We start from the raw sequence: 16,693 nt of genomic DNA, 5'->3' as shown, positions 1-16,693 counted from the left end.
CCGCCATTGCGGCTCTTTTTTTGTGCGCTTTTTGCTGCATATCGGGGGAATATCGATTTCCACATGCAGGCGTGCGGAACGGAACAACTGCCCAATCCGTTCTAAAGCGTGTCGCGCCTTGTCATATTCAAACGACACGCTTTAATCTTTTTCACGCATGTCCTTGTCCCAAAACCGGTTTCCACTTTTGGGGGACATGCTTTGTTACAGGCTTTCGTCAAAAGCCTCTGAAAATGTTAACCGAATGTTAAACATAAACTTGCGCGACGGTGTATGAAGGTGCAGTTTATCGTGGACTTGTTTAGCACAGCTGTTCCGTCTCAGCCTCCCCCATGGTCGAACAGCGGTTCAATGGTTTCATTCGTATCCGTCTGGCATATCCCACTGGACGAATACGGCAACGGAATGGGCCGCCGATACAGGCGGTCATGCAAGGTGGCAGAGCAGTGATTAGCGAACAGAGCCAGATGCCGAGCAATATGATCAGCCTCGCAGAGCGCATGGTTTTCTCGGATTCGTTCAAGCCGATCTATGCAGAAGGCATGGATATGGTCGAGGAAGCGGCAAGCTATCTCGACGGCGAAGGCCGTGAAGACGCGCGCAATCTTTCGCGTGTGGCTGCGACGCTCTATGCCGCCGAATCGATGCGTCTGACCACGCGCCTGATGCAGATTGCTTCGTGGTTGCTGCTCCAGCGCGCGGCGCGCAACGGTGAAATGACCCGTCAGCAGGTTGCAGCCGAGAAAGCCAAGGTGCGTCTAGACACGCCATCGGCGGGTGAAATCGCACAAGGCTGGTCCGAACTGCCTGCAGCATTCATGGAGCTGGTCGAACGTTCCATGCGCCTTCAGGCGCGTGTGCGCCGTATGGATCGCGAAGTTTACGGTGAAGTGGTTTCGCTGCAGGGCGTTCCACGTGGCAATCCGGTTTCCGAACAGATCGTATTGCTCAAAACTGCTTTTGGCGCTTCATAACGATTGATCATGTGCGCCCTTCGTGGCGCATGTTTCTCTTTTGTTCACTTTTCTGCTGTCAAGTGAATCCGTCTGAGGATAGGGTTCGCTTATGAAAGAAACGATTCGCATCATTGGTATCGATCCGGGCCTGCGCCGTACCGGCTGGGGCATTGTCGAATCGTTGGGCAATTCACTGCATTTCATCGGTTCGGGGACTGTGACCTCGAATGCCGAAATGGATCTCGCATCGCGCCTCTGCCAGTTGCATGAAGGGCTTTCTAAAGTCCTGCATGAATATATGCCGCACGAGGCGGCGGTCGAACACACCTTCGTCAACAAGGACGCAACGGCGACGCTCAAGCTTGGTCAGGCGCGCGGCATTGCCTTGCTGGCGCCCGCGCAGGCTGGACTGCCCGTTGCCGAATATGCGCCGAATGCTGTGAAGAAGGCTGTAATCGGCGTTGGACACGGTGAAAAACAGCAAATCCATATGATGGTGAAAGTGCTGATGCCGCGCGCATCGTTCGATACGAGCGATGCCGCCGATGCGTTGGCCATTGCCATTTGTCATGCGCATCACCGACAAAGCATCGCAAGTGCGCGCCGGTTGCAACAACTTATCGCGTAGGTGGCCATGATCGGTAAGCTCAAGGGTGTGATCGATGAAATTGCCGAGGATCATGCCGTCATCGACGTGCATGGTGTTGGCTATGTTGTGTTTTGTTCGGCGCGCACGCTCGGCAATCTTGGTGGTGCGGGTGAGGCGGCTATCCTGTTCATCGAAACCTATGTTCGCGAGGACATGATCCGCCTTTATGGTTTTGCCAATCAGCTTGAGCGCGAATGGTTCCGCCTGTTGCAGAATGTGCAGGGCGTTGGTGCCAAGGTGGCTCTCGCCGTGCTCGGCACGTTGTCGCCGTCGGAACTCGCCAATGCAATTGCACTGCGTGACATCGCCATGGTTTCGCGCGCGCCAGGTGTCGGCAAGAAGGTTGCTGAGCGCATCGTGACCGAACTCAAGAACAAGGCGCCTGCCTTTGCCGGTGATGCGAGCGGCACGATCGGGCTCAAGCAGGAACTTGGCGCGGGTGCTGCTCCGGCGCCGGTTGCCGATGCGGTGTCGGCGCTTTCCAATCTCGGCTATTCGCGTGATCAGGCCGCCAATGCCGTCGCCGCTGCCCTGAAGGAAGCGGGGGAGAATGCCGATTCGGCCAAGCTCATTCGCCTGGGTCTGAAGGAATTGTCGCGGTGATTTACTTGCCTGAGCGATATGTTCATGCGAGGAGGAAGGCATGAGCGACCGCAACCCTCTCATCGATGCCGATAGACGCGTAGACGAAGACAATACGCTGCGCCCGCAGACGCTTGACGATTTTGTCGGCCAAGCGGCAGCGCGCGCAAATCTGAAAGTCTTTATCGAGGCCGCCAAAGTGCGTGGCGAGGCGCTTGACCACGTCCTGTTCGTTGGCCCTCCGGGTCTAGGCAAGACGACGCTGGCGCAGATCATGGCCAAGGAGCTGGGCGTCAATTTCCGTTCCACATCCGGCCCAGTCATTGCCAAGGCGGGCGATCTTGCGGCTCTGCTGACCAATCTGGAAGAGCGCGACGTTCTGTTCATCGATGAAATTCACCGCCTGAGCCCGGCTGTGGAAGAAATTCTCTATCCGGCCATGGAGGATTTCCAGCTCGATCTCATCATCGGCGAAGGGCCTGCCGCACGTTCGGTGAAGATCGATCTTGCCAAGTTCACGCTCGTTGCGGCAACGACCCGTCTCGGGCTTTTGACCACGCCGTTGCGGGACCGTTTCGGCATTCCGACACGGCTCAATTTCTATACGGTCGAGGAGCTGGAATATATCGTGCGGCGTGGCGCGCGCATCATGCAGATGGGTATTTCGCCGGATGGCGCGCTGGAAGTCGCCCGCCGTTCACGCGGTACACCACGTATTGCCGGACGGTTGTTGCGTCGCGTGCGCGATTTCGCGCTGGTCGCCGGCGCCGATGTCATCGATCGCAAGATCGCTGATGAAGCGCTGTCACGCCTTGAAGTGGACAACCGCGGGCTGGATCAGCTCGACCGGCGTTACCTCAATATCATCGCGCGCAATTTCGGTGGTGGCCCGGTCGGTATCGAAACCATTGCCGCCGGCCTGTCTGAGCCGCGTGACGCAATTGAAGACATTATCGAACCCTATCTGATCCAGCAGGGTTTCCTGCAGCGCACGCCACGCGGCCGCGTTTTGACGGCCATCGCATGGCAGCATCTCGGATTGCCTGCGCCTGCCGAAATCATCCAGCAGTCGCAGTACGGCCTCTTCATGGAAGACGAATGACGGAACGACAGGAACAATTGGCGCGGGCTGCCGTATCGGGCGAACTGAAAGACGGCGCGCATCTGCTCTATGCGCGCATCTATTATGCCGATACGGATTTTTCCGGCTTCGTCTATCACGGTCGCTATCTGGAATTCTACGAACGTGGACGCACGGATTTCCTGCGTTTGCAGGACGTTCATCATATCGAATTGGCTGAGGGCGCGCTTGGCGAAGAAATGGTCTGGGTCGTTCGCCGCATGGAGATCGATTACAAATCGCCCGCGAAGATGGATGATCTTATTCTGATTGAAACCCGCGTCAGCGAAATTCGCGGCGCGCGGGTCATCATGGCGCAGAAAATTACCTGCGGGGAGCGTCTGCTGTCGGAGGCGAAGGTAGAGGCCGTGATGATAACCAAAGAAGGCCATCCGCGCCGCATTCCCGACGAATGGCGGGAAGCTTTCACCAACAACCGCAAGAACTGAGTCCCAGGACCGCTCCAATGACTGTCTTCACTGGCATGTTCGTGCGGAATTCGATGCGCTAGCGGCAAATATACCTATTTGGGCGAATGCTAACGCATCTTTAACCATAATATTCCATTAATCACCCTGACGGAATCGGTGGAGAGGCAGGCTTGAAGCGCAGCGCCTTCCTTTCACCAAAATTAACCGTAACAAGCGCGTGATGGATTTAAAGTTGAAATCCGGAATGGCGGTTGCGGTGCGAAGTGTCGGCCGCTCGTCGGGCAGGTACGGCTTCAAGTTGAAAAGCTGCGCAGGTTTGGAGCGTCTGGTTTCAGACGTTGAGTAACGGATTTGCGATACCGCCCGGTCATGTGGCCGGGCGTTTGGATTCGAGGACGGTAGATCGATGGAAAATGTTGCGTTAGCGGCCCCCGCCGCCGATGTTACCCTCTGGGGCCTGTTCATGCAGGCGAACTGGGTCGTCAAGCTGGTTATGCTTGGCCTGTTGTTCGCCTCGATCTGGACTTGGGCTATCATCGTGGACAAGACGATTGCTTACGGACGGGCACGGCGCGCGATTGATCGCTTCGAGCAGACGTTCTGGTCCGGCCAGTCGCTGGAGGAACTCTATCGCAATCTCGGCGAACGCCGTACCACCGGCATGGCGTCCATCTTCATGGCCGCGATGCGTGAGTGGAAGAAATCATTCGAGAAGGGCGCTCGCTCGCCCATTGGCCTGCAGATGCGTATCGACAAGGCCATGGATGTCGCGCTGGCGCGCGAAAGTGAAAAGCTCGACTCGCGTCTGGGCTTTCTGGCGACCATCGGCTCTGCAGCCCCCTTCATCGGTCTGTTCGGTACGGTTGTCGGTATCATGACCTCGTTCCAGGCAATCGCCGCTTCCAAGAACACCAGTCTTGCCGTTGTGGCGCCGGGTATCGCCGAAGCGCTTCTGGCAACGGCAATCGGTCTTCTCGCCGCTATTCCTGCCGTTATTGCCTACAACAAGCTGTCGGCGGATGCAGGTAAGATCGGCGGACGGCTGGAAGGTTTTGCGGATGAATTTTCCGCCATACTGTCGCGCCAAATTGATGAGAAGCTGACGCCGCGTAATTAAGCGGCTTCAAGCATCGAGTGTAGTTTCAGCCTTCGGGAATCTTGCAATGGGCATGTCGGTAGGAAATCAGGGAATGCAGTCGGGCGGGCGCCGCAGGCGCGGCCGCAAGAAGGCATTGATGAGCGAAATCAACGTGACGCCGTTCGTCGACGTGATGCTTGTTCTCCTCATCATCTTTATGGTCTCCGCGCCGCTGCTGACGGTTGGCGTGCCGATTGACCTGCCCGATACGCAGGCCAAGGCGATGAATGCCGATACGCAGCCGATCACTGTTTCGGTCAACAGCGAAGGCAAGATCTTCCTGCAGGAAACCGAAATTCCGATCGATGAAGTGGTGCCGAAACTCCAGGCTATCGCCAAGACAGGCTATGAAGAGCGCATTTTCGTGCGTGGTGACAAGGCTGCCGATTACGGCACCGTCATGAAAGTCATGGCCCGCATTTCCGCCGCCGGTTTCAAGAATATCGGCCTTGTGACCCTCCAGGAGCAGGATAGCTGACGCCATCATGAAGGCTGGCCTGACATCTTCTGTTGCCTTGCATGCCGTTGCGGTCGCGCTGGCAGTGGTTTCGTTTTCCTCGCCGAAGGCTTTCGACGTGCAGGATTCGGAATCGTTCCCGGTTGATATCGTACCGATCGAGTCGATGACGCAAATCCAGCAGGGCGAAAAGACTGCGCCCATGAAGGAAAAGTCGGCTCCTGTGCCGACAACCAAACCGCAGACTGTTCCAAACGCCGAGAATTTTGGCGATCAGGATATCGATACCCAGACACCGCCAAAGCCCGATGCAAAGGCGAAGCCAATTGAGGCGGCGGAAGAACCCAAGGCGCAACCGGAACCGGTAAAAAAGCCGGAACCGAAGCCTGATCCGAAACCGGAACAGAAGCCCGAGACCAAGCCGACGCCGGTTCCGGCGACGGAAGTTCAGGCCAAGCCGGAAGAAAAGCAGGAAGTGAAGCCTGATCCGGTGGCTGAAGCCATCGAAAAACAGGCGGAAACCCCTGACGCTGAAACGCCGAAGCTGCCGGACAAGGTGCCAGCACCCGACGCCAAGCCGAAGCCGCCGCAGGCGCAGACAGCAAAGACGCCGGACCGCAAACCGACGGAAGATAAGAAGCCGACGCAGAACGCCGCTCAGACTTCGAAATCGAAGAATGATGCGATTGCCGATGAGGTTGCTGCCCTTCTGAACAAGCAGAAGGCGGCAGGCGGCGGAGCCAAGCGTTCCACCGATCAGGCATCGCTGGGCGGCAAGAAGAATACTGGCGGCTCCAAGCTCAGCCAGAGCGAAATGGATGCGTTGCGCGGTGCGATTTCCAAATGCTGGAACGTGCCTGCCGGTGTGGCCGACGCGCCGGGACTGGTCGTGACCGTCAAGATGAAGCTGAATCAGGATGGCTCCATTCAGGGCTCTCCGGAAGTGACATCGGGTGGCGGCGGCGATGGTGTTGGTCGTGCAGCAGCCGAGAGCGCCAAGCGCGCTGTCGCACGCTGCGCGCCGTACAATCTGCCAGTCGACAAATATGATTCATGGTCGGAAGTGATCGTCAACTTCGACCCAAGCGAAATGTTCTGACCGGGTTTCCGGTCGCCAACCAACTTACTGCAAGGACAAAGAGGTCCCAGAAGACATGAAAATCGGCATCATCAATACAAAGATCCGGACGGTCTTTTCGGCTTTCGCGTGTATGATTGCCGCAAGCCTTGTCTGCACCATGCCGGCGCGCGCCGTCGTGGAAATCAACATCAACAAGGGGGTGATCGAGCCGTTGCCGATCGCCATCACCGATTTCCTTTCGGCTGATCAGCTCGGACCGAATATCACGTCGGTCATCGCGGCCGATCTTGAGCGGTCTGGTCTTTTTGCACCGATCGACAAGGGCGCCTTCATCGAGAAGATCTCCAATCCAGATGCGGCTCCGCGTTTCGAGGACTGGAAGGTCATCAATGCGCAGGCGCTTGTCACGGGCCGCATCACCAAGCAGCCGGATGGCCGTCTCAAAGCCGAGTTCCGCCTGTGGGATACGTTCGGTGGCCAGCAGATGATTGGCCAGCAGTTCTTCACTACGCCGGACAACTGGCGCCGCGTCGCCCATATCATCGCTGACGCCATTTATGAGCGCCTGACCGGTGAAAAGGGCTACTTCGATACGCGTGTTGTTTTCGTCGATGAATCCGGCCCGGCACAGAAGCGCGTCAAGCGTCTTGCCATCATGGATCAGGACGGCGCCAATGTGCGTTACATTTCCGACGGTCGCGCCATTTCGCTGACGCCGCGTTTCTCGCCGAACCGTCAGGAAGTCACCTATATGTCGTTCGAAGGCGGTTCGCCGAAGGTGTATCTGCTGCAGCTCGAAACCGGCCAGCGTGAACTCGTCGGCAATTTCCCCGGCATGACCATTGCTCCGCGTTTCTCGCCCGATGGCCAGAAGGTTGTGATGAGCCTGCTTCAGGACGACGGCAGTGCCAATATCTATACGATGGACCTGCGCAATCGTTCGACCACGCGCCTGACCAACAGCCAGGCGATCGATACGAGCGCGTCCTATTCACCGGACGGATCGCAGATCGTTTTCTCCTCCGACCGTGGTGGACGTCCGCAGCTCTATGTCATGGGTGCTGATGGCTCCAATCCGCGCCGTATCTCGGCCGGTGACGGCAGCTATTCTACGCCGGTTTGGTCTCCGCGCGGTGATCTCATCGCCTTCACCAAGCAGTCGCAGGGCCAGTTCTCCATTGGTGTGATGAAAACTGACGGTTCGGGCGAACGCCTGCTGACCTCGGGCTTCCACAATGAAGGCCCGACCTGGGCTCCGAACGGTCGCGTGCTGATGTTCTTCCGCAAGGCGGCGGGTGCAGGCGGTCCGAAGCTTTTCACCATCGACCTGACTGGTCGCAACGAGCGCCAGATCCAGACGCCGAACTTCGCATCCGATCCGGCCTGGTCGCCGCTGCTCGAATAGCGGATTCGCGGATAGTTATGGAAAGTGAGGGCGCGAAACTCCGGTTTCGCGCCTTTTTCATGGATAGAACGGTTCCGGTTCAACCGGAAACGGGAAACCGTTCTATCTCCTTGTTTTATCGCATTATCCTCACGCAAAACCGCTTCGCACTTTTGCAGGAAATGCTCAAATTGCCACAATCATTGCCAGGAAGCCGTGTTTCTGCCGTATTTTGCCCCCAAGGGCTAACACCAGAACTGCTGCCGGAAATCGCCGGTTGCATCTGGCCGCAAGAAAATATTAACCATACTTCTTGAGCCTGTCTTAACCTCAATATGATTATTGGATGGTTACGCAGGAACATCAAATCTTAAGGAGCTCCGGCCCATGCGCCGTATCCAGTCGATTGCACGTAGCCCGATCGCTATTGCCCTTTTCATGTCGCTCGCCGTTGCCGGTTGTGCGTCCAAGAAGAACCTTCCGAACAATGCCGGTGATCTGGGTCTCGGTGCAGGCGCTGCAACGCCGGGTTCCTCGCAGGACTTCACGGTCAATGTTGGCGACCGCATCTTCTTCGATCTCGATTCTTCGCTGATCCGCGCCGATGCACAGCAGACGCTTTCCAAGCAGGCCCAGTGGCTGCAGCGTTATCCGCAGTACTCGATCACGGTCGAAGGCCATGCCGACGAACGCGGTACGCGTGAATATAACCTTGCTCTCGGCCAGCGCCGTGCAGCTGCCACCCGCGACTTCCTCGCTTCGCGTGGCGTCCCGACCAACCGTATGCGCACCATCTCCTACGGTAACGAACGTCCGGTCGCAGTTTGCGATGCCGACTCGTGCTGGTCGCAGAACCGTCGCGCCGTCACCGTTCTCAACGGTGCAGGCAGCTAATCTGCGGGCACCTGACAGTGTTACGGAAAAGCGGCTTTCGAGCCGCTTTTTTCGTTTTTGACCGCCTGTTTGGTCGTTTCGACAAACTTTGGCCGAAGTCGCACTTGTCATAGTGAGCGTCAAAAGGCCTTCGCTTTTCGCATTATCCGACGCAAAACCGCTTCGCACTTTTGCGGGAAATGCTCTAAAAGCGGAGCTGATCGTGCGGCAATCATGTTCAGCGTCTGTTCAGGCGCGACACTCGATCATCGTGTTCGCCCCGAATTGGATGGGTGAATCGGATGGATGAATTAGCAGGGGCAAAAGGGAATGAGGAAACCAATGAGGAAAGTGACGCTGGCAATTGCCATGCTGCCGCTTTTGGTGAGTGCTCCGGTTCTGGCGGCATCTGTTTCTTCGCAAGGGGGGATTCAGCTCGCGCAGGCAGGTGCTCCCGGCGGCGATCAGTTTTCGCAGCAGGTCTGCAATCTGGCACATCAAAACGCCCAGTCCTATGCGCGCATCTTGCAGCTTCGCGACAAGATGCTGAAAATCCAGCGCGACAACGAAGCGCGTTTTCAGGCCTTGGAGAAGGGCCGTGGCGGCGCCCAGAATCATGTCAGCATCGGTTCGACAGCAATTCTCGATGACGCCATGCGTGATAATGGCAGCGGCGGCGGTCAGGGCGGCGGCTATCAAAGTCCCGGCCTGCAGCAGGAACTGGTGCGCAACCTGACCGGAAAGGTCGAGGACGTGGACGCCCAGATTTCTTTCACCGACAATCAGCTGCAAAAGACGCAGGAAGACAATGAATTCCGGTTTGAAGAACTGGAAAAGAAGAACGGCGTAACCTCGCCTGCTTCCAGTGGTGCAGCTCAAGCGGCTCCCGCGGCAGCATCGCCGGGCGCCGATCTCTGCGTGCAGGGCATGGGCAACCCCGCTGCGATAGCAGATGCGCTGGGTGCGCGTGCGGAAGCCATGAACTTCCAGATCCTCGAAATGCAGGATCAGATGCAGAAGATGCAGGAAGCAAACGAAGGCCGTTTCCAGTTTCTGGAAACCGGCAAACGCGCCGATGCGGAAGTGCAGCAGGCTGGCGGCGACACGTCGCTCGCCGATGCTGGTTCCAGCCAAGGGACCAGTCAGGGCAATAACGGAAACCTCGTTGGCGGGGTTTCCGGAAGCGCCCCGCAGAACGGTGGATACCACGCTTCTTCGCAGACTGCGGCCAACCAGTCTTCTGGCGCCGATTCCATGGCTATTGGTTCGAACGCACCCGCACAGGGTGGACCGGAACGTGGCGAGCCGCCGCAGTCGCTGGGTTCCATCCGGTTCGACGCCAATGGCAATGTAATCGGCGAAACGCTTGATGCCACACCGCGCACGGCACAGCCGGGTGCGGCACCCGGCGCCACCTCGGGAGGAAATGCTGCAGGCGATACGGTTGCATCCCTTCCGACGGACGATAATCCCAGTTCGCTCTATCAGGCTTCCTATCAGTATCTGATGTCGGGCGATTACAAGGCAGCCGAAACCGGCTTCCGCGAGCATGTGAAGCGTTATCCGGCTGATCCCAATACGGCGGAAGCACGCTTCTGGCTCGGAGAATCGCTTTACGGTCAGGGCCGTTATCCGGAAGCGGCGACGGTATTCATTGATACGCAGCGCGATTATCCCGATTCGAAACGCGCGCCGGAAAACATGTTCAAGCTCGGCATGACGCTTGAAAAGATGGACAATCGCGATGTCGCCTGCGCCACCTTCGCGCAGATTCCAGAACGTTACCCCAAGGCAGCGCCCGCGATATTGAAGCGCGTTGCCGATGAGCGCAGCCGCGCAAAGTGCTGATTGCGGAGTTATTTCGTGGGGCTTAGCCCAAGCAATATTTCCAAATTATTCGAGCCATTCGGATTTGAGCAGGCCAAGGCCGTCATAGCCGCCGTTTCGGGCGGCAGCGATTCTCTCGGCCTGCTTTTCCTCCTCCGGGATTATATGGCCATGCTCCAGAACCCACCCCGGCTGATCGCTGTGACGGTGGATCATCAACTGCGCGCCGAATCGAAGGCCGAAGCCGAAGATGTCGGGCTGCTTTGCCGGCAATACGGGATTGAACACCGCATTCTCGTCTGGGACGAGGCCAAGCCTACAAGCGGGCTTGCCGCTGCTGCGCGGACGGCGCGCTATCGGCTGCTGGTGCAGGCCGCGCGGGATGTTGGCGGAGCCTTCATTGTCACCGGCCATACGCAGGACGACCAGATCGAGACCTTTCTGATGCGCAAGGAGCGTAGCGCCCACGCCGAGGCGCGCGGGCTTGCGGCCATGTCGTTGCGCTCGTTGCTGGACGGTCTTGGGCTCGAAGGCTCGGTTGAACTTGATCGTCCTCTGCTTTCCGTTTCCCGGCAGACACTGCGCGATGAATTGCGGGGCAGGGGTATCAATTGGGTGGATGATCCCAGCAATGCCAACACCGAATATGAACGACCGAGAATTCGTCATGGCATTGCCGCCGAGGCTGACAGGCAGACGGTTCTCGACCAGATCGCCGAGGCTGGTGCTGCGCGCGAGCGGGACAATGCCGCCTTGATTGCTGAGCTGGGCAACCCGGCGAGCCTGCGCGCTGATGCGAACGGTGCCTTGCTCGTCGATCCGCAGCTTTACGCCGCGCTTCCCGGCAATGCGAGGCGGTTGTTCTCAGGATTGCTTGCGGCCATCGCTGGCGGACGCCGTTTCCTGCCGGGCGATAGCGAGCGGTCGCGTATTGAACGGGTTCTGTCTGGAGATGATGACACTCATCGCCTGACCGTATTCGGCGCCCTCATCGAGCGCGGCGACAGTGGCTCACCGCATCGGTTTCTTCGTGAAAAACGCAATCTGCCAAAGCTCCATCTGGAGCCGGGCAAGCCAATTGTCTGGGACGGGCGATTCCGTTTCTTGAACGAAGGCATGATGGATTTTGAGCTCGCTGCACCGGGACGGCAGGAACTTGCCGACTTCCTGAAGTCGCAGAATATCGAAATCGAATCTCGAAAACGTGAGGCCTTGCTGGTTTCACCTGCTCTTTATAGGGAAGGCAGGCTGTTCGCCTTGCTGTTTCTGCAGGATGGAGAATTTCAGCAAGACATTCATATCGAACGGCATTTTGCGATCTTCGATCACGTGTTGCCGGGGCATGATTTCGATCTTGCAAGGGCTGTGGAAGCCCGCATCGGACGTATCTGCGCGGAAATGTCCTAATTTTTGTAAACCAGAGTGAGAAGAATCGAGGATGCGGGGTCGAACGCGCCTTGGCAAGGCCATCCTTCGATCCTATGTTAGACCGAAACATCGTTCCGTGCCCGCGGAATGGCCGTGGTATCGATTGGACCCGATATGAATCCGAACTATCGCAACTTCGCCCTTTGGGCGATCATTGCTCTTCTTTTGATCGCGCTGTTCAACCTGTTCCAAAGCCCAGGTCAGCGCTCCAATTCCCGTGAAGTTTCCTATTCGCAGTTTATTGACGACGTTTCCAACGGTCGCGTGAAATCGGTCACGATTACCGGCCAGCGGATCAGCGGTACGTTTGCTGATAATGGCTCGACCTTCCAGACCTATTCGCCGGGCGATACAGGTCTTGTTTCGCGCCTTGAAAGCAAGGATGTCGCGATTACTGCGCGCCCTGAAACCGACGGTTCCAGCTCGCTGATCGGCATTCTCCTGTCGTGGCTTCCGATGATCCTGATCCTCGGCGTATGGATTTTCTTCATGCGCCAGATGCAGGGTGGCTCGCGCGGTGCGATGGGCTTCGGCAAGTCCAAGGCCAAGCTTCTGACGGAAGCGCATGGCCGCGTGACTTTCCAGGATGTGGCTGGCGTTGACGAAGCCAAGCAGGATCTTGAAGAAATCGTCGAATTCCTGCGCGATCCGCAGAAGTTCCAGCGTCTCGGCGGCAAGATTCCGCGTGGCGTGCTGCTCGTGGGCCCTCCCGGCACCGGTAAGACGCTTCTGGCGCGCTCCGTAGCAGGCGAAGCCAATGTGCCGTTCTTCACCATTTCCGGTTCGGACTTCGTTGAAATGTTCGTCGGCGTCGGCGCAAGCCGTGTCCGCGACATGTTCGAACAGGCCAAGAAGAATGCGCCTTGCATCATCTTCATCGACGAAATCGATGCCGTCGGTCGTCATCGCGGCGCGGGTCTTGGCGGCGGCAATGATGAACGCGAACAGACCCTCAACCAGCTTCTGGTGGAGATGGACGGTTTTGAAGCCAACGAATCGATCATCCTGATCGCGGCGACCAACCGTCCCGACGTTCTCGATCCCGCGCTCTTGCGTCCGGGTCGTTTCGACCGTCAGGTTGTGGTTCCGAACCCGGATATCGTCGGTCGCGAACAGATTCTCAAAGTGCATGTGCGCAATGTACCGCTTGCACCCAATGTCGATCTCAGGGTTGTCGCACGTGGCACGCCGGGCTTCTCCGGCGCCGATCTCGCCAACCTCGTCAACGAAGCTGCCCTCATGGCTGCGCGCCGCAACAAGCGTCTTGTGACCATGCAGGAATTCGAAGACGCCAAGGACAAGATCATGATGGGTGCGGAACGCCGCTCCGCCATGACGCAGGAAGAAAAGGCCAATACGGCCTATCATGAAGCCGGTCATGCCATCGTTGCGATCAACGTGCCGAAGGCTGATCCGGTCCACAAGGCAACGATCATTCCGCGCGGTCGTGCGCTCGGCATGGTGATGCAGCTTCCGGAAGGCGACCGTTATTCGGCCACCTATACCTGGATGGTATCGCGTCTTGCCATCATGATGGGCGGTCGTGTGGCCGAAGAGCTGAAGTTCGGCAAGGAAAACATCACTTCCGGTGCTTCCTCCGATATTCAGCAGGCCACCAAGCTTGCCCGCTCGATGGTGACCCAGTGGGGCTATTCCGACAAGCTTGGCCGTGTGGCCTATGGCGACAATCAGGAAGAAGTCTTCCTTGGCCATTCGGTGTCCCGCACGCAGAATATTTCGGAAGAAACCGCGCAGATCATCGATGCCGAAGTGCGTCGCCTGATCGACGAGGCGTATGCCGAGGCGACCCGCATCCTGACCAAGAAGAAGAAGGACTGGATCGCGCTTGCCGAGGGTCTGCTCGAATATGAAACGCTGTCCGGCGACGAGATCAAGGAACTGATTGCGGGCAATAAGCCGTCGCGCGATCAGGGCAACGATACGCCGTCGCGTGGTTCGGGTGTGCCGAAGGCTGGAAGCCCGCGCAAGCGCAAGGGCAGCGAGCCTGGCAACGAACCGGGTATGGAGCCGCAGCCGCAATAAGCTGTCTGAAAGCGAAATCAAGAAAGCCGGGCTTGTCCCGGCTTTCTTGTTATCTGGCTTTGTTTGGGCTTACCGCAAAGGCTCATTAAGGATTTCGGCGCATCATATTGCGTCAGATTACGACTTAGGACGTGGGAACGTTAAACCTGCCGCAAAAGGCGAAATTGCATTTGTGGGTGTTTTCGCGTTAAGAACAGCGAAAATCTGCTGTCCGGCAACCGGCAGCCATTGCTCGCCGATCAATTCAGGCGGCATATATTTGAAGACATAGAGAGCGGTTCATGGCTCAGCGCAAGGCGAAACAGATGACACGGAAATATTTTGGAACCGATGGCATTCGCGGACAGGCAAACAGCTTCCCGATGACACCGGAAGTTGCCATGAAAGTCGGTATGGCTGTCGGTCACATCTTCCGCCGCAAGGGCCAGACTTCGCGCGTTGTGATCGGCAAGGATACGCGCCGTTCGGGCTATATGCTCGAAAACGCGCTGGTGGCCGGTTTTACCGCTGCCGGTATGGATGTTTTCCTGCTTGGCCCGATCCCGACGCCTGCCGTTGCAATGCTCTGCCGCTCGCTGCGTGCCGATATTGGCGTCATGATTTCCGCATCACACAATCCATTCTATGACAATGGCATCAAGCTTTTTGGTCCGGATGGATTCAAGCTTTCTGACGAGATCGAGCTGAAGATCGAGGCGATGATCGATGGTGATCTGACCCCTTATCTGGCCAGCCACGGTGATGTTGGCCGCGCCAAGCGCGTCGATGGGGACATCTATCGCTATATCGAATTCGCGAAGCGTACACTGCCGCGCAATATCGACCTGAACGGCCTGCGCATTGTTGTCGATTGTGCGAATGGCGCTGGTTACAAGGTTGCCCCTGCTGCCCTGTGGGAGCTGGGTGCGGAAGTCATCACCATCAACAACGAGCCAAACGGCATCAACATCAACGAGGATTGCGGTTCGACGCATCCGATCGGCCTGATGAAGAAGGTTCATGAAGTGCGCGCCGATGTCGGCATCGCGCTGGACGGCGATGCGGACCGTGTGCTGTTGGTCGATGAAAACGGTACCGTCATCGATGGCGACCAGCTGATGGCCGTGATCGCTGAAAGCTGGGCTGCAAGCGATCGTCTCGAAGGCGGCGGCATCGTGGCAACCGTCATGTCCAACCTTGGACTGGAGCGCTTCCTTGCCGACCGTCATCTGACGCTGGCCCGCACCAAGGTGGGCGACCGCTATGTGGTCGAACATATGCGCGAACATGGCTTCAATGTCGGTGGCGAGCAGTCCGGCCATATTGTTCTGTCCGATTATGCGACGACGGGCGATGGTCTCATCTCGGCATTGCAGATCCTTGCCGTCGCGCAGGAGCAGGGCAAGCCGATCAGCGAAATCTGCCGCAAGTTTGATCCTGTGCCGCAGCTTTTGAAGAACGTTCGTACCTCGGGCGGCAAGCCGCTGGAGAACAAGCGCGTGAAGAGCGCAATTGACGAAGCTACCGAGCGTCTTGGCGTTCAGGGCCGTCTGGTTATCCGCCCATCCGGCACGGAGCCACTTATCCGCGTCATGGCAGAAGGTGATGATCGTGGTCTGGTGGAAAAGGTCGTCAACGATATCATCGACGTGATCTCGTCCGAGGGCAGCGCTGCGGCCTGACGACTTTAAAGATAATGCGAGCAAAGGCGCGGGTTTTGTCCCGCGCCTTTTGCGTTTGGAATGCATTTTGTACATTAGTGAGTGTTAATGAACTTGGTAAAAAAACAAGGTTAAGTTGTATTTAACTTTTGCCGAATAGTCTCCCCTCAAACATCCGTACCCGTCGCTTTCAGCGGCGCGATTCTCCGATGGGGCAGACATATGAAAAGTTTTACGAAAGCTCTTTTTGCCGGTGTGGCGGCATCGGTTGCCCTGATGGCTGCGGCGCCTGTCGCACTTGCTGCGGACATTCTGGAACCAGTTCCAGAAGTTCCGGAAGTCGTTGTCGCTCCGCCCGCCGTTGGTGGCTGGTATTTGCGCGGCGATATCGGTTACTCCAAGGCCAAGTTCAAGGACGCTGATTACGCGACCATCGATAATTGCGCGACCTGCGGCGGCGGCTCGCCGACCTTCGGCAGCAACACGCTTTATGGCGATCTCAAGGGGTCGTTCCTCGTGGGCGGCGGTGTCGGTTATCAGGTGACGGATTATTTCCGTACCGATCTGACGGTCGACTACATGACCCGCGCCAAGTTTGATGGCCACACTTATGGTTCGGCCTGTAACGGTGACATCAACTGCGCTTCCGACGAACGCGGTCGCTTCTCGGCTCTCTCCATTCTGGCCAATGCCTATGTCGATCTCGGCAATTTTGCCGGCTTCACGCCTTATGTCGGCGCTGGCATTGGTGGCACGCGGGTGAAGTGGGGCGATCTCGACGATGTTCGCTATGGTGGTACGCAGGAAGGCGCTGCCAACTGGCGCTTTACCTACGCGCTCATGGCCGGTGCGTCGGTCGATCTCACACAGAACCTCAAGCTCGATGCGGGCTATCGCTATCGCCATATCAATGGCGGCAAGATGTTTGAAGGCAATCAGTGGATCGGTGACGGTTACGACAACGGCATGAATGTGCATGATGTGCGCGTTGGCTTGCGCTATATGTTCGGCGGTGCAGGCCCGGCCTATGCTCCGCAGCAGGTTTCGACCATCGTAGACGGTCCCGTTTACAAGTAATTGCAAA

At 57.5% G+C, this 16,693-nt stretch carries 16 protein-coding genes; all 16 read left to right on the top strand.

The features are described 5' to 3' along the window. Nucleotides 1-467 precede the first annotated feature (467 nt). Nucleotides 468-974 (top strand): DUF1465 family protein, encoded by a 507-nt coding sequence (locus OHI65_RS20370; protein WP_071633537.1) that lies wholly within the window; start codon nt 468-470, stop codon nt 972-974. A 91-nt stretch (nt 975-1,065) separates the two neighbouring features. Next, nucleotides 1,066-1,584: a crossover junction endodeoxyribonuclease RuvC gene (gene ruvC / locus OHI65_RS20365; protein ID WP_010661380.1), complete on the top strand. Its 519-nt coding sequence runs from the start codon at nt 1,066-1,068 to the stop codon at nt 1,582-1,584. Nucleotides 1,585-1,590: 6 nt separating this feature from the next. After that, nucleotides 1,591-2,208, top strand: coding sequence for a Holliday junction branch migration protein RuvA (gene ruvA / locus OHI65_RS20360; RefSeq protein ID WP_125300913.1), 618 nt, complete (start codon nt 1,591-1,593; stop codon nt 2,206-2,208). 40 nt (nt 2,209-2,248) lie between these two features. Continuing rightward, complete coding sequence (gene ruvB / locus OHI65_RS20355; RefSeq protein WP_010661378.1) at nt 2,249-3,289, top strand: Holliday junction branch migration DNA helicase RuvB; 1,041 nt, start codon at nt 2,249-2,251, stop codon at nt 3,287-3,289. After that, nucleotides 3,286-3,756 (top strand): YbgC/FadM family acyl-CoA thioesterase, encoded by a 471-nt coding sequence (locus OHI65_RS20350; protein WP_125300914.1) that lies wholly within the window; start codon nt 3,286-3,288, stop codon nt 3,754-3,756. Before ruvB ends, OHI65_RS20350 begins: the two co-directional genes overlap by 4 nt. A gap of 388 nt (nt 3,757-4,144) precedes the next feature. Then, a complete protein-coding gene (gene tolQ / locus OHI65_RS20345; RefSeq protein ID WP_010661376.1) occupies nt 4,145-4,855 on the top strand; it encodes a protein TolQ in 711 nt (236 codons plus the stop codon). 46 nt (nt 4,856-4,901) lie between these two features. Next, entirely contained in the window at nt 4,902-5,354 is a 453-nt protein-coding gene (gene tolR, locus OHI65_RS20340) for a protein TolR (RefSeq protein ID WP_010661375.1), read from the top strand. 7 nt (nt 5,355-5,361) lie between these two features. After that, nucleotides 5,362-6,432, top strand: coding sequence for a hypothetical protein (locus OHI65_RS20335; protein ID WP_010661374.1), 1,071 nt, complete (start codon nt 5,362-5,364; stop codon nt 6,430-6,432). Nucleotides 6,433-6,487: 55 nt separating this feature from the next. Next, entirely contained in the window at nt 6,488-7,819 is a 1,332-nt protein-coding gene (tolB, locus tag OHI65_RS20330) for a Tol-Pal system beta propeller repeat protein TolB (RefSeq protein WP_010661373.1), read from the top strand. A 17-nt stretch (nt 7,820-7,836) separates the two neighbouring features. Continuing rightward, nucleotides 7,837-8,115, top strand: a complete 279-nt coding sequence (locus OHI65_RS20325; protein WP_125300915.1) for a hypothetical protein — start codon at nt 7,837-7,839, stop codon at nt 8,113-8,115. A 70-nt stretch (nt 8,116-8,185) separates the two neighbouring features. Beyond that, nucleotides 8,186-8,692: a peptidoglycan-associated lipoprotein Pal gene (gene pal / locus OHI65_RS20320; RefSeq protein WP_010661371.1), complete on the top strand. Its 507-nt coding sequence runs from the start codon at nt 8,186-8,188 to the stop codon at nt 8,690-8,692. A 309-nt stretch (nt 8,693-9,001) separates the two neighbouring features. Beyond that, complete coding sequence (gene ybgF / locus OHI65_RS20315) at nt 9,002-10,519, top strand: tol-pal system protein YbgF (protein ID WP_125300916.1); 1,518 nt, start codon at nt 9,002-9,004, stop codon at nt 10,517-10,519. A 15-nt stretch (nt 10,520-10,534) separates the two neighbouring features. Further along, nucleotides 10,535-11,905 (top strand): tRNA lysidine(34) synthetase TilS, encoded by a 1,371-nt coding sequence (tilS, locus tag OHI65_RS20310; protein WP_125300917.1) that lies wholly within the window; start codon nt 10,535-10,537, stop codon nt 11,903-11,905. Nucleotides 11,906-12,040: 135 nt separating this feature from the next. Beyond that, complete coding sequence (ftsH, locus tag OHI65_RS20305) at nt 12,041-13,969, top strand: ATP-dependent zinc metalloprotease FtsH (protein WP_010661368.1); 1,929 nt, start codon at nt 12,041-12,043, stop codon at nt 13,967-13,969. A 305-nt stretch (nt 13,970-14,274) separates the two neighbouring features. Continuing rightward, the gene (gene glmM, locus OHI65_RS20300; protein ID WP_010661367.1) at nt 14,275-15,630 is read left to right on the top strand and encodes a phosphoglucosamine mutase; all 1,356 of its coding nucleotides are present in this window, start codon (nt 14,275-14,277) and stop codon (nt 15,628-15,630) included. A 201-nt stretch (nt 15,631-15,831) separates the two neighbouring features. After that, on the top strand, nt 15,832-16,686 hold the full coding sequence (locus OHI65_RS20295; protein ID WP_012091343.1) for an outer membrane protein: 855 nt from the start codon (nt 15,832-15,834) through the stop codon (nt 16,684-16,686). Nucleotides 16,687-16,693: the final 7 nt, after the last annotated feature.

The organism is Brucella sp. MAB-22 (genome assembly GCF_025908475.1).
Lineage (GTDB): Bacteria > Pseudomonadota > Alphaproteobacteria > Rhizobiales > Rhizobiaceae > Brucella > Brucella anthropi.
The sequence above is the reverse complement of the archived record's forward strand: the minus strand, read 5'-3'. Positions and strand labels throughout refer to the sequence as shown.